Annotated in this window: 12 protein-coding genes; 4 read left to right on the forward strand and 8 right to left on the reverse strand. The window is 67.7% G+C overall.

Going from position 1 to position 13977, the window contains the following annotated elements:
• Positions 1-26 precede the first annotated feature (26 nt).
• Both C8K36_RS17975 and ilvD read left to right on the forward strand, forming a co-directional pair.
• Positions 27-1649, forward strand: a complete 1623-nt coding sequence (locus C8K36_RS17975) for a flavin-containing monooxygenase (protein WP_107985884.1) — start codon at positions 27-29, stop codon at positions 1647-1649.
• Between the two features lie 64 nt (positions 1650-1713).
• Positions 1714-3426 (forward strand): dihydroxy-acid dehydratase, encoded by a 1713-nt coding sequence (gene ilvD, locus C8K36_RS17980; RefSeq protein ID WP_107985885.1) that lies wholly within the window; start codon positions 1714-1716, stop codon positions 3424-3426.
• Positions 3427-3456: 30 nt separating this feature from the next.
• Here ilvD and C8K36_RS17985 read toward each other — a convergent pair whose 3' ends face one another.
• Together C8K36_RS17985 and C8K36_RS17990 are read right to left on the reverse strand one after the other, a co-directional pair.
• A complete protein-coding gene (locus C8K36_RS17985; RefSeq protein WP_181319632.1) occupies positions 3457-4113 on the reverse strand; it encodes a serine protease in 657 nt (218 codons plus the stop codon).
• A 183-nt stretch (positions 4114-4296) separates the two neighbouring features.
• On the reverse strand, positions 4297-5076 hold the full coding sequence (locus C8K36_RS17990; protein ID WP_107985886.1) for a DUF6319 family protein: 780 nt from the start codon (positions 5074-5076) through the stop codon (positions 4297-4299).
• Between the two features lie 123 nt (positions 5077-5199).
• Here C8K36_RS17990 and C8K36_RS17995 point away from each other — a divergent pair, with 123 nt between their 5' ends.
• Positions 5200-6243 carry an adenylate/guanylate cyclase domain-containing protein gene (locus C8K36_RS17995; protein WP_107985887.1) on the forward strand — a complete coding sequence of 348 codons (1044 nt, stop codon included), beginning with the start codon at positions 5200-5202 and terminating at the stop codon, positions 6241-6243.
• Here the strand turns inward: C8K36_RS17995 and C8K36_RS18000 are convergent.
• The gene (locus C8K36_RS18000) at positions 6163-6888 is read right to left on the reverse strand and encodes a TetR/AcrR family transcriptional regulator (RefSeq protein WP_107985888.1); all 726 of its coding nucleotides are present in this window, start codon (positions 6886-6888) and stop codon (positions 6163-6165) included. The two genes, C8K36_RS17995 and C8K36_RS18000, sit on opposite strands and share 81 nt — an antisense overlap.
• 73 nt (positions 6889-6961) lie before the next feature.
• Between C8K36_RS18000 and C8K36_RS18005 the strand changes: the two genes are divergently transcribed.
• A complete protein-coding gene (locus tag C8K36_RS18005) occupies positions 6962-8527 on the forward strand; it encodes an MFS transporter (protein WP_107985889.1) in 1566 nt (521 codons plus the stop codon).
• Between the two features lie 4 nt (positions 8528-8531).
• On the opposite strand, the gene C8K36_RS18010 is transcribed toward C8K36_RS18005, so the two are convergent.
• From C8K36_RS18010 to C8K36_RS18030, 5 genes are read right to left on the reverse strand one after another with little or no spacing between them, the layout of a single operon-like run.
• Positions 8532-9338 (reverse strand): ATP-binding cassette domain-containing protein, encoded by an 807-nt coding sequence (locus C8K36_RS18010; RefSeq protein WP_107985890.1) that lies wholly within the window; start codon positions 9336-9338, stop codon positions 8532-8534.
• Positions 9335-10390, reverse strand: coding sequence for an ABC transporter ATP-binding protein (locus C8K36_RS18015; RefSeq protein WP_107985891.1), 1056 nt, complete (start codon positions 10388-10390; stop codon positions 9335-9337). The genes C8K36_RS18010 and C8K36_RS18015 overlap by 4 nt, the downstream gene beginning before the upstream one ends.
• The gene (locus tag C8K36_RS18020) at positions 10377-11267 is read right to left on the reverse strand and encodes an ABC transporter permease (protein ID WP_107985892.1); all 891 of its coding nucleotides are present in this window, start codon (positions 11265-11267) and stop codon (positions 10377-10379) included. Before C8K36_RS18020 ends, C8K36_RS18015 begins: the two co-directional genes overlap by 14 nt.
• Complete coding sequence (locus C8K36_RS18025) at positions 11264-12205, reverse strand: ABC transporter permease (protein WP_107985893.1); 942 nt, start codon at positions 12203-12205, stop codon at positions 11264-11266. Before C8K36_RS18025 ends, C8K36_RS18020 begins: the two co-directional genes overlap by 4 nt.
• 51 nt (positions 12206-12256) lie before the next feature.
• Entirely contained in the window at positions 12257-13834 is a 1578-nt protein-coding gene (locus tag C8K36_RS18030; protein WP_107985894.1) for an ABC transporter substrate-binding protein, read from the reverse strand.
• Positions 13835-13977: the final 143 nt, after the last annotated feature.

A 13977-nucleotide genomic window follows, 5' to 3' on the forward strand; every position in this document is an offset into this window, starting at 1 on the left:
CCACCCACCACGAAACGAGGTCCGATATGACGAACACCCCACCGGCCGAGCCCACGTACGACGTCGTCGTGGTCGGGGCCGGCTTCGCCGGCCTGTACACCCTGCACAGCCTGCGCCGGCGCGGCATGTCGGTGCGGCTGTTCGAGGCGGGGTCCGGCGTCGGCGGCACCTGGTTCTGGAACCGCTACCCGGGGGCGCGGTGCGACGTCGACAGCGCCGACTACTCCTACTCGTTCGACGATGCCCTGCAGCAGGACTGGGTGTGGACCGAGCGCTACCCGGCCCAGCCGGAGATCCTGCGCTACCTCGAGCATGTCGCGGACCGCTTCGGGCTGCGCGAGGACATCACGTTCGGCACGCGCGTGACGTCGGCGCACTTCGACGACGCGCGCGGACTGTGGACGGTCACCACCGACGGCGGCGACACCGTCACCGCCCGTTGGACCGTGATGGCGACGGGACCGCTGTCGTCCGCCCGGATCCCCGACATCGCAGGCCTGGCCACGTTCACCGGCGACATCCACCACACCGCGAGCTGGCCCGAGCACGGTGTCGACTTCGGCGGCAAGCGGGTCGGTGTGATCGGCACCGGATCATCGGGGGTCCAGGCGATTCCGGTGATCGCGGAGCAGGCCGCAGAGCTGACGGTATTCCAGCGAACTCCCGGATTCGTTCTTCCGGCACGCAATCGGCCACTCGGGCCCGGCGAACTCGCCGAGATCAAGGCCGACTACCCGACCCGGCGGCAACTGCAGCGCGAATCGCACGGCGGCTGGATTCTTCCCCCGCCGGTCGGGCTCGCTCTCGAGACCGCGCCGGAGGTTCGAATCAAGGAGTACGAGACGCGCTGGGCCGTGGGTGGACTCGCCTTCCAGACCACGTTCGGCGACGTCATGACGGATGCCGCCGCGAACGAAACCGCAGCCGAGTTCGTGCGCTCGAAGATTCGCGAGACCGTCACCGATCCCGCTACCGCGGAAGCGCTGTGCCCCAAGGGCTATCCACTCGGCGCCAAGCGCGTGTGTGTCGGAACCGACTACTACGAGACCTACAACCGCGACAACGTCCAACTGGTGGACCTGCACGCCACCCCGATCGAAGAGATCGTCCCCGAGGGCATCCGCACGGATGCCGGTGTTCACGAACTCGACGCGATCGTCTTCGCCACCGGGTTCGACGCGATGACCGGCGCGCTCGGCGCCATCGACATCCGAGGACGGGGTGGGGTGAGGCTGCGCGACACGTGGGAGGCGGGCCCGCGCACCTACCTCGGTGTCGCGGTGGCCGGATTCCCCAACCTGTTCGTGCTCGCCGGACCGGGTAGTCCGTCGGTCCTGTCGAACGTCGTCGTGTCGATCGAACAGCACGTGGAATGGGTGATCGGCTACCTCGACCACATGCGCGAGACGGGCGCCCGGTTCGCCGAGGCCACGCCGCGGGCGCAGGACGAGTGGGTGGATCACGTGACGGGCATTGCCGTCGGCAGCCTCTACATGCAGGCGAACTCGTGGTACCTCGGCGCCAACGTCCCCGGAAAGCCGCGCATCTTCATGCCGTACCTCGGCGGCGTCGGCAACTACCGCAACCTGTGCACGCAGGTCGCATCCGACGGCTACCGGGGGTTCTCCACAACCACCGAACTCGGGTAGATCCGACGTGGTTACATGGACTTCAGCCCGCCATCCGTGACGAACGATCGTTGGGAGAAGCGCTGTGACCACGTCGAAGGATTCCTCCGCACCGGACATCAAGCCGCGTAGTCGGGACGTCACGGACGGCCTCGAGAAGACCGCCGCCCGCGGCATGCTCCGCGCGGTCGGCATGGGCGACGACGACTGGGACAAACCGCAGATCGGCATCGGATCGTCGTGGAACGAGATCACCCCGTGCAACCTGTCCCTCGACCGCTTGGCCGACGCGAGCAAGGACGGCGTGTTCGCGGCGGGCGGCTATCCGCTCGAGTTCGGCACGATCTCGGTCTCCGACGGCATCTCGATGGGACACGAGGGCATGCACTTCTCCCTCGTGTCCCGAGAGGTGATCGCGGACAGCGTCGAGACCGTGATGCAGGCCGAACGCCTCGACGGTTCGGTCCTGCTCGCCGGGTGCGACAAGTCGCTGCCCGGAATGCTCATGGCCGCGGCACGCCTGAACCTTGCGAGCGTGTTCCTCTACGCCGGGTCGATCCTGCCCGGAATCGCGAAACTGTCCGACGGCACCGAGAAGGAAGTCACGATCATCGACGCCTTCGAGGCCGTCGGCGCGTGCTCGCGCGGGCTGATGAGCCGCGAGGACGTCGACGCGATCGAACGCGCAATCTGCCCCGGAGAGGGAGCGTGCGGCGGCATGTACACCGCCAACACGATGGCCTGCGCGGCCGAGGCGCTGGGGATGTCACTGCCCGGCAGCGCCGCTCCCCCGGCCACCGACCGGCGGCGCGACGGCTACGCCCGGCGCAGCGGTATGGCCGTCGTCGAGATGCTGCGCCGCGGCATCACCACGTCGGACATTCTCACCAAGGAGGCGTTCGAGAACGCGATCGCCGTCGTGATGGCGTTCGGCGGATCCACCAACGCCGTGCTGCATCTGCTCGCGATCGCGCACGAGGCGGAGGTGTCGCTCACCCTCGACGACTTCGCCCGCGTCGGCGCGCGCGTCCCGCACCTGGCGGACGTCAAGCCGTTCGGTCGGCACGTCATGATCGACGTCGACCGCATCGGCGGCGTCCCCGTGATCATGAAGTCCCTGCTCGACGCCGGACTGCTGCACGGCGACTGCCTCACCGTCACCGGACGCACCCTCGCCGAGAATCTCGCGGACATCGCCCCGCCCGATCCGGACGGGAAGGTGCTGCGCGCGCTGTCGTCCCCGATCCACCCGACGGGCGGCATCACGATCCTGAAGGGCTCGCTCGCTCCCGGCGGCGCGGTCGTCAAGTCGGCCGGGTTCGATTCGTCCGTCTTCGAGGGCACGGCAAGGGTTTTCGACCGGGAACGTGCCGCAATGGACGCACTCGAGGACGGCACCATCACGGCCGGCGACGTCGTGGTGATCCGCTACGAGGGCCCCAAGGGCGGACCCGGGATGCGGGAGATGCTGGCGATCACCGCCGCGATCAAGGGTGCCGGACTCGGCAAGGACGTACTGCTGCTGACCGACGGCCGATTCTCCGGCGGCACCACCGGGCTGTGCGTCGGACACGTCGCGCCGGAGGCCGTGGACGCCGGACCCATCGCGTTCGTGCGCGACGGCGATCGGATCAGCCTCGACGTCGCGAACGGCGTCCTCGATCTCCTGGTCGACGACAAGGAGCTCGCCACCCGCCGAAGCGGATGGGAGCCCCTGCCTCCGCGCTACACGCGCGGTGTCCTGGCGAAATACACCAAGCTGGTCGGGTCTGCCTCCGGCGGCGCCGTCTGCGGCTGAGGCCGCGGGCCGACGCCGTCGAAGGCCCGGTCAGATCGGCATGTAGCCGGCCCCGACCCCGCCCGAGGCGTTGATGTTGTCGATGATCGCCGTCATGTTGGTGCCCAGTTCCGGACCGATGCACGCCACCCCGAGGTAGGCGTTCACCATCGCGACCAACGTGGTCCCGACGACGACCGGTGACCCCGAATCGCCCTCGATGACACACAACTGCGTCCACGTTTCCTGCGACTGCAGCAGATCGCCGTAGACGACGCCGCACGTGTGCCCGGTGGTGCGCCCCTGCTTGCACGCGACCGCCGGGAACTGTGCGGGCTTGCCGATGTCCGTGATCGTGACCTGGCCGATCGTGTTCACCGGCTGGATCTTCGCGGGATCGAACTCGATCACCGCGTAGTCGTAGTCGTGATTCGACACCACGAACCGGCCCACCACTCCCGCATCGGGATCGGACTCCGGCACCACCGGCCAGCCCACCTCGCCGCAGTGCCCGGCCGTGATGCCGACCAGACGTCCGGCGTTGTCGTGCCCGATCGTGGTGAGCGTGCACTGATACATATCGTCGATCACGATTCCGGACCCGCCGCCCAGGACCGCTCTGGGCGGTGCGGCGGTCGCGGTGCCGATCCCGAGCGTGGCGGCGATCACCGCCAACGCCGCGAAGATCAAGGAAAGTCGCTTGAGCATGTTGCCCTCCCGGTTGGCGCTACGAATGTGCCATCGGTCGATCACCGCCACATGCCTGCTGTCGGACTCTGCCTGCACGCCCCCGGCGCTCAGCGCGCGGGTCGGCGGGACACTCTCCGGCAACTTTCCCACCCGAGTCTCAGCGCTCGGGCCGCCTTCATCCGATCGTCACCTAATCGCCGACTAGGGCGTCGCCCCCAACGCCTCGAGAGCCCGACGCGCGTCCTCGAGCTCCTTCGACAATGCCGCAATTCGCTGCTCCGCAGCCTCTCTTGCTGCGGAAATGACCGATTGGACCGCCTCGAGCGCGACGTCGTCGCCGAGTTCCCGCATTGCCCGATCGACCGCATCCGGAGTGACCGGAACAGCCTTGCCGGGCCGCTTCGCACCGTGCGTCACGGTCACGGTCCAGTCGTTGTCGGCACCGGCGTGAATGGTCACGCTCACGCCCCCCGGCACCTTCTTGGCGCGGCGCGATGCGGGGGTCGACGGTGCGGGCACCGGCGCCGGGGAGGCGGGCACGGATACGGGAGCAGGCGCAGCTGTCCTCGGCACTGCGGGCGCCGGCGCGGGCGCCTTGGCTGCTGCCGGTGCGGGGGCGATCGTGGGAGCCTTGGGCGCAGCCGGCGCCGGTGGCTTGGCCGCCGCGGGACGGGCCGGCGCCGACTTGACCGGCCGGGCCTGCTTGACCGGCTCCGGCGCCTTGCGCGTCAGGCGCAGTTCCTCCGCCTCGAACGGAAGCTCGTCGTTGACCCCCTTGGGGCGAATGACCACCGTGTTCCCTTCTACGGAAAGGACTTTCGCGGAACACCCCGCCTCGATGCCGAGACTCGGGGTGGCCTCGCGCAGGTAGACGGTGGCGCGCTTTCCCTCGGCGACCGCTGCTGACAGCGTCTCGAGGTTTTCCGCGGTGAGGTGTTCCGGCGTTGCCGAGCCTGCTCCAGAACGACTGCGGGGCGGCATGATGGGGTCCTCCTGGTACCGACTGAATGCTTGCCCCGCTACCTTTCCACAGGCACCCGACAGTCGTTGCGGCCCGCACTCGCGTGGTTCATTGCGGGGCAACCATCACGAAAGGGGTCTGCGTTGGAACTCTCCGAGCACCTCGATCCTTCCGTGCTCGACGTCATTCAGTCCGAGGTGGAACAGACCCTGCTCGGCGGCCCGCGCCGGTACACGCGCGAGCAGGTCGCCGAGCTTGCCGGAGTGCCGCTCGAACGCGCGCAACGGTTGTGGGTGTCGATGGGTTTCGCGATCGACGCGGATCCCGACGCGGCCATGTTCACCGACGCCGACGCCGCCGCACTGCGCGGATTGGTCGGCTTCGTCGATAGCGGCGCTCTGGCCCCGGACGCGGCCGTCGCCGCCACCCGCGCGCTCGGCCAGTCGATGTCGCGGCTCGCGGAGTGGCAGGTGGCGGTGCTGAACTCGCACCTGGCCGACGAACTGGCCGCGACACACCGGGACGGCGGCGCGGTCGACGAGCAGGCGTTGCGCGACGCCGTCGGCGCCCTCACCTCCGACCTGCTGCCCGCCGTCGAGGCACTGCAGTCGTACGTGTGGCGGCGGCACCTCGCCGCGGCCACCTCGCGACGATCCGGCAACGTCGGCGAGAACACCACGCACCGGACCCTCGTCGTCGGTTTCGCCGACATGGTCGGCTACACGAGCCTGACCCGCCGGATCCGCGTCGACGAGCTGAGCTCACTGCTCGAGGACTTCGAGTCGCAGACCACGTCGGTCATCACGCAGGGCGGCGGATGGGTGATCAAGACCGTCGGCGACGAAGTGATGTTCGCGGCGGAGCACGCATCCGACGCGGCACGGATCGCGCTGGGCCTCCAGGAGGCGGCACACGCCCACCCGGAACAACCTGATCTACGGGTGGGTCTCGCCCTGGGCCCCGTCCTCGTGCGCTTCGGCGACCTGTTCGGTGAGGCCGTCAACATCGCGGCGCGGCTCACGAGCGCGGCACGCCCCGGCACCGTACTGGTGGACGCCGAGCTGTCCGCGGCGCTCGTGGACGACAGCGACGTCCACCTCCGTTCGCTACGCCCCCTGCGCGTCCGCGGCTACTCCCGGCTGCGGGCCTTCGCCCTGCGCCCCGGTCGCGGCCGGGATGCCAGCTGACCTCCGGGCCGCGAGGAAGTCGTCGACGATCCGCACGCACGCGTCCGGTCCGAGCGGCGCCAGCGTCGCGAGTCGTGTGAACACGAGCGGTCCGACGAGTTGTGCGAGCGCCAGGTCGTAGTCGAAGTCGCCCAGCTGCGCCCTCGCGTCGTCGGTGCCGAGCACCCGGTCGAACGCCCCCCGATACTGCACGACGACGTGTTCACGCAGCGACCTCAGTTCGGGTCGGTCCCGCCCCGGCCGCTCGGCAGCCTCGAGATCCGACGCACTCGAGTAGTCGTCGAGCGCCGGGCCCATGCCCAGCCAGCACAGCGCGGTGACGTGCATCGGCGCGTCCTCGATCATGCGCGCCTGCGCGGTCAGCAGCTCGATGAGCTGTTCGCGCAGACCGCCCGAGACGGCGACCTCCGGCGCGGGGGCCACGAGCTTCCCGAATGCCGCCGCGACCAGTTCGGTGCCACTGTCGAAGTGGCGGTAGAGCGTCGCGCGCGCCACCTTCGCGAGCTTGGTGACCGCGTCGATCGTGACCGCCTCGGTGCCGCCCTTCGCGAGCAGCGTCGTCGCGGCCTCGACCAGCCGCGCCCGGGACCGGGCCTTTCTGGGGTCCTGTTCGGCCACGACCGTGTCCCTGTCGTCCGCACCCATCCGCCACCACCTCTTGTGGAACCATCAGTACACCTACGATACTGACAGTCTTGTTTCCTACGGGGAGGCCCGCATGGCTGGAAAGTACACGGGAACGACCGATCGGATGACGTGGGGCCAGATCTGGACTCTCACCGTGTCGTGCGGGGCGGTCGCCCTCGTGGTGGCCGCGATGGCGGCGCTCAACACCGCACTCGCCGATCTCGCACGGGACACCGGGGCCACCCAGTCACAGCTCACCTGGATCGTCGACGGCTACACGCTCGCCCTCGCGTGCCTACTGCTGCCATCCGGCGCACTCGGCGACCGATACGGCCGGCGCGGACTGCTCATCGTCGGCCTGCTGGTGTTCGGGCTCGCCTCCGCGGCGCCGATTCTCCTCGACTCCCCCACCGAGATCATCGCCGCACGCGCCGTCGCCGGTATCGGCGCCGCACTCGTCATGCCGGCGACGCTGTCCATCCTCACAGCGAGTTTCCCTGCGACACAACGTGCGAAGGCCGTCGGAATCTGGTCGGGCGTAGCGGGCTCCGGTGGTGTCGCCGGGCTGATCGGATCGGGCCTGCTGCTCGAGAAATGGTCGTGGCACGCGATCTTCATCGGCCTGGCGGTGGCGTCGGCCGTGCTGTTCGTGCTGGCGTTCTCGATCCCGTCCTCACGCGACGAACACCCGTACAGCTTCGACATCCCCGGGGCGGTGCTGAGCGCCGGCTCGATCGGTCTGTTCGTGCTCGGCATCATCGAAGCCCCGCAACGCGGTTGGCTCGACCCGTGGGTCCTCGCAGCGATCGTCGGCGGCATCGCGGCGGGCGTGGTCTTCGCGGTCGTCGAGGCGCGCACCGAGCATCCCCTCCTCGATGTGCGCCTCTTCCGCAACCGCACGTTCGGCGTCGGCGCGGTGTCGTTGCTGATGCAGTTCCTCGCGACCTTCGGACTGTTCTTCCTCATCGTCCAGCACCTGCAACTCGTGCTGGACTACTCCCCGCTGCAGTCGGCACTCGCTCTCGCCCCGATCGCCGTCGTGGTCCTCGCGCTGTCGGTAGCGGCCCCGTGGCTGATCCCCCGGATCGGCCTACGGGTACTCACGTTCGTCGGGCTCGCCGTACTCGGGGTCGCGCTGGCGATGCTCGGTCAGCTCGACGCCGACAGTTCCTACCGCGATGTGGCCGTGCCGCTCCTGATCGCGGCGGTCGGACTAGGCCTGTGCACCGCGCCGGCGACCACTGCGATCGTCCAGAACACCCCGACCGCGAAGCAGGGCGTCGCGTCGGCGGTGAACGACGCCACCCGCGAGATCGGCGCCGCCATCGGTGTCGCCCTCGCCGGGAGCGTGCTCGCGGCAGGATACGGACGGAACATCGCACCCGCCGTCGATGCCGTGCCCGAACAGGCGAAGCAACCCGTCGGCGACTCCCTGGCCGCCGCGCTCGAGGTGTCGAAACTGGCCGGGCCGCAGGGACAGCAGTTGGCCGACTTCGCGAGGGAGTCCTTCCTGCAGGGTATGCAGGAAGCCTCCCTCGCGCTCGCCGGCGTCATGCTCGTCAGCGCGGTGGTACTCGGGATCTGGGCCCCCGGCGGGCGCGGGATCGCTGCGCTCGACGAAGGGGCCGAAGCCCACTCGCTGGCGGAGGTCGACTGACCGGTCAGGACTGCCGGGCCGCCCGCGGAATAGGGACGGGGATGGCGTCCAACAGCGCTCGGGTGTAGTCCTGGCCGGGTGCGTTGTAGATCTCTGCCACGGTGCCGGATTCGACGACCTCGCCGGACTTCATGACAAGCACCCGGTCGGCGATGACCTCGATCAACGCGAGGTCGTGGCATACGAACAGGTACGCCAAACCCAATTCTTCCTGCAGATCCCGGAGCAGATTGAGCACCTGCGCCCGCACCGACACATCAAGGGCGGCAACAGGTTCATCGCACACGATCATCTTCGGCTCGAGCGTCAGCGCGCGGGCGATCGCGACCCGCTGCAACTGACCACCGGAGAGTTCGGCCGGGTACCGCCCGAGGTAGCGGGTGCCGATGCCAACTTTGTCGAGCAACTCACGGGCCCGCTGGGCGCGCGCAGTCTTGTCGAGGTCGGTGTGCACGATCAGCGGTTCGGCGACCGCGTCCCCGACGGTCATCCGTGGATCCAGCGACGAGTGCGGATCCTGGAAGATCATCTGCATTCCGCGCCGCATTGCCCGCAGCCGTGCGGGTTTCGCGGCCCGGACATCCTCGCCGTCGAATATCACTGTGCCGGTGTCGGGTTCGATGAGCCGGAGCACCATCCGACCCACCGTGGACTTCCCCGCGCCGGACTCGCCGACCACGGCGAGACATTCCCCGGCATCAAGGGTGAACGACACGTCCTTCACCGCGTGCGTCCACCCCGCCTTCCGGCCGAGGAAGTCGCGGCGGGTGGAAAACGACTTGGTCAGGTTCGTGACCTCGAGCAGGCTCATGACGCGTCCACACCCTTCAGTTGCAGGTCCGATACTCGCAGGCAACGCGCGGCGCGGCCCGGGGTCGACTCGACCAGCGCGGGATGCGTGACATCACACATCCCGGCCCGGGCGTGGTCACACCGGTCGTGGAAGTGGCAGCCCACGGGCCACTCCCCCGCCGCGGGGATCCGCCCCGGGATCGCCGTCAACCGCCGATCGGTGCTCGCTCCGGGCCGGGGAATCGACGCCAGCAGCCCGGACGTGTAGGGGTGTTCGGGCCGGAAGAACACGTCGTCGGAGCGGCCGTCCTCGATGACCTCTCCCGCGTACATGACCACGACGCGCTCACACAGTTCCGCGACCACCCCCAGATCGTGGGTGACGAACAGCAGTGCGACCCCGGTCTGCTGCTGCAGATCCCGCAACAGATCCAGGATCGTCTCCTGCACCGTCACATCCAGCGCTGTCGTGGGCTCGTCGGCGATCAGCAACCGGGGGTTACAGGCCATGACCATCGCGATCATCACCCGCTGGCACATACCGCCACTGAACGCGTGCGGATACTCCCGCACCCGATCCGCCGCCCGTGGGATCTGCACAAGCTCGAGCATCTCGATCGCCCGCGCCATCGCCGCCTTGCGGCCCAAACCCAGATGCTTGCGGACGGACTCGGCGATCTGATCACCCACCGTGTAGGCGGGATTCAGCGAGCGGATGGGCTGCTGGAAGATCATCCCCATCCCCGTACCGCGCAGGTTCCGCCACTCCTTGGCGTGGAGTTTCGTCAGGTCACGGCCATCGAATTCGACACTGCCCCGCGCGATCCGTCCACCGGTATCCGGTGTCAGGCCCATCACCGCGAGTGAGGACACCGTCTTCCCCGAACCCGACTCGCCCACCAGGGCGACGGATTCGCCGGCGGCGACGTCGAACGACACATCCTGCACCGCGGTCACCCATTGCTTGCGACCCGCCGGGAACTGCACCGTCAGATCCCGCACCCGCAACAGCGGTGCCAGAGGATCGACCGGCGCCGCGCCGGGCCGGATCATCGTGTCAGTTACTGCCATTACGACTCCTCGTGAGCGCTCGGCGCACACCGTCACCGAGATACGTGAACGCGAGCACGGTCAGGAAGATCATGATTCCGGGTGGCCACACGAGATACGGGGCCAACTGCATGTTGGAGGCCGCCGTCGACAGCATCGATCCCCAGCTCGCCGCGGGCGCCTTCGCCCCGAGCCCGAGGAAGCTCAGACTGGCCTCCGCCGCGACCGCCGTGCCGAGCGACACCGAGATCACCAGGACGATCGGAGGCATCACGTTCGGCAGAATGTGGCGCATGATCGTCCGGGATGTCTTACAGCCCAGCGCCACCGACGCCTCGATGTACGTATCGCCCCGCACATCCATCGTCGACGCCCGAGCCACCCGATAGAACCGCGGCGCCATCACGAGGCCGACCGCGAGCATCGCGTTCGTGATCCCCGACCCCAGCACCGCGACGATCGTGATCGCCAGCACCAGCGACGGCGCGCTCATCAACGCGTCCATGATCCGCGTGAGTGCCGTGTCCACCCAACCGCTCCGGTACCCGGCGATCACTCCCAACGGTAGCCCCAGCACCAGCGCGAGGGCGACCGCCTGCAACGACGCCTGCAACGAGATCCGGGAACCGTAGATCAACCGGCTCAGCACATCGCGGCCGTAATCATCGGTCCCCAACCAGTGCGTCGACGACGGCGGCTGCAAACGACCCACGACATCCTGCGCATACGGATCGTACGGCGCCAACAACGGCGCGAAGATCGCCATCACCACCAACATCAACACGAACACCCCGGCAACCGTCGCCGCCGGGCGACGACGCACGAACCCGAGAACCCTGGAACCAAAACCGTTTCGAGACTCGACATCGCCCGACATCGAGGAAGCCGTCGTCGTCATGCGCGCACCTTCGGGTTGAAGTATCCGTAGGAGATGTCGACCAACAGATTCACGATCACCACCACACACGTGGTGAACAGGACGAACCCGAGCAACACCGGAACATCATGATTCTGAACACTGTTGACCGCGAGCGATCCCATTCCCGGCATGCTGTAGATGATCTCGATCGTCACCGCCCCACCGAGGACCTCCGCTACACGGAAGCCGAGGACCGTCACCACCGGGATGCACGCGTTCTTCAAGCCGTGTTTGAGGACCACACTCGCCTGCCCCAGACCACGTGCCTTCGCGTTCAGAATGTAGTCACTGCCCATCACCTGACCGAGAGACGAGCGCAACTGCAACGTCACCTCCGCCGCAGGCAACAACGCCAACGCCACACCCGGCAACACCAGATGCTGGAACCACGGCACCACACCATCCGAGAGCGGCACATACCCGAACGCCGGGAAGATCTGGTTCGACACCGCGAACACCGACACCAGCACCAGACCGAACCAGAACGCCGGGATCGCGATCGCGATCGACGCGATCACATTGATCGCCCGGTCCACGATGCCGCCCGGGCGCAACGACCCCAGCACACCCAACACCACACCGATCACGACCGCCAGCACCATCGCGAACCCGACCAGTGACAACGTCGTCGCCATCCGCCGCAACAGCAGATCCGCGACCGACTGGTCCGAGAGCAGCGAGACCCCGAGATCACCGCGGAGCACGGATCCCACCCAGTCCAGGTACCGCACGAACACGTTCTGATCCAAATTCAACGTGGCCCGCAACTCCGCGAGCCGCTCCGGCGTCGAATCCTCACCCGCCAGAATCACCGCCGGATCACCCGGAGCCAGATCGATCAACAGAAATATCAACAACGGAACGACCAACAGCAGCGGAATCGCCGCCAACAGCCGCCTACCGGCATAACGCAGCATCGGGGGCCCTCGAGACGTCTCGGTGGTTAGGGACAGTGACGGGAAAGGTTGTTACTTCGCGATTCCCACGTGGCGGATGTCGAAGAGACCGTTGTTCACCCAGGCAATTCCGTCGATGTCCGTGACCTTGTTGGTCGCGACGGTCGCGTTGGTGAGGTTGCAGATCGGCACGAACATCGCCTCTTGCAACGTCTGGTCGGCGATGTCCTGATACATGGGCGCCCGCTCATCCTGCGACAGAGTCGGATTCGCAGCCTTCGTCGCCAGTTCCTTGATCTGCGGGTTGCCGTTCGACAGGTCGTAGGACCCGGTTATGTACGTGCTGACGGTCTCGGCCGGATCGACCTTCGGCGTGAAGCTGTTGCCGACCATGGACTGGAAGTCGCCGGCCGCGTAGCGAGGTTCGTTCTGGCTGTTCGGCACCGGGTTGAGTTCCGCATCGAGTCCCGCTGCCGCGAGCATGGACTGAATGACGTTGGCAGGCTTCTCGGTGTTCGTTCCCGCGCCGAATGTCAGGGTGATCTTCGGTGCGCCTCCGACGCCCTGAACGAGGCTCTTGGCCTTGTCGAGGTCGAATGCGTAGGGGTACTTGTAGGAGTCGTCCGCCGCCCAACTGTCGGCGGGGAACAGCTGCTGGTGCGGCTTGCACGTGCCCGAGAACAGCGCGTTGATCGCAGCGGGATCGATCGAGTGGGCCACAGCCTGACGGACTTCCGGCTTGGCCAGATCGCCCTGCGCCCGCATGTACACACCGAGCACGTTGCGGAACGAGACCTCGTCGACCGCGAGGGTTCCACTCTTCGCGAGCGATTGCGCCTCGACGACCTCGTTCGCGGAGCTGACCCAGCTGAGGTCGACGGCACCGGTCTTCAACCCGTTCAACCGAGTGCTCGCGTCCGGCATCGCCTTGATCTCGATTCCGGCGACCTTGCCGGCCTCCGAATCCCAGTTGGTGCCCTCGGCGCGAACCAGCACGAGCGATTCTTCAGGCACGTAGGACGCGACCTCGTACGCTCCCGATCCGCTCTTGCCCGGATCGTTCCTGATGTCCGTGCCGGCCGCGATGAACTTGGGGCTGATCATCATTCCCGCGTTGGTGCTGAAGACGCCCGGCAGCTCGACGCCGGCACCGGGAGCCAGGCGCAGGCGCAGCGTGTGGGCGTCGACCACATCGGTGCCCGCGATGCTCTTCATCGCCGCCACCACGGTACTTCCGTCCATCGTCTGGCCGCGCTTGATGTTGGCGGCCACCGCCTCCGCATCGAACGGGGTTCCGTCGTGGAATGTGACACCCTGACGCAGCTTCAGCTCCAGGTACGAGCCGTCCGGAGCGAACTCCCACGATTCCGCCAGACCCGGTTCGAGATTGCCGCCCGCATCGACCACCGTCAGGCGATCGAAGATCGGTGAGAGGTAGCCGTAACCGCCGACGCTGGTCTGCAGGTACGGATCCAGGTTTCGGGACGGAGCCGCGGTCGCGACGCGCAGGGTCGCGGACGAGTCCAGTTCCCCACCGCTAGCCGACGAGGTCGTCGACGAAGATGCGCCGCCGCCGCAGCCGGCCAGTGCGACGGCCGCGACCGCGGCGACCGCCACGTTCCTCGAACCACGAATCCACTTGTCCCTCATACTATTTTCCTCTCGAAGATCTCGCGAACGACCAATCGCATGTGTGCGCATTCCCGTATCGAGCAGCGGTAGGCGAATCACCTACCCGACTGCCGCGCAGTTCGGACGGTCCGCGCCGAGTCGAGGCGCCACCTCGACGCACC

This window comes from Rhodococcus sp. OK519 (assembly GCF_003051005.1).
GTDB lineage: Bacteria > Actinomycetota > Actinomycetes > Mycobacteriales > Mycobacteriaceae > Prescottella.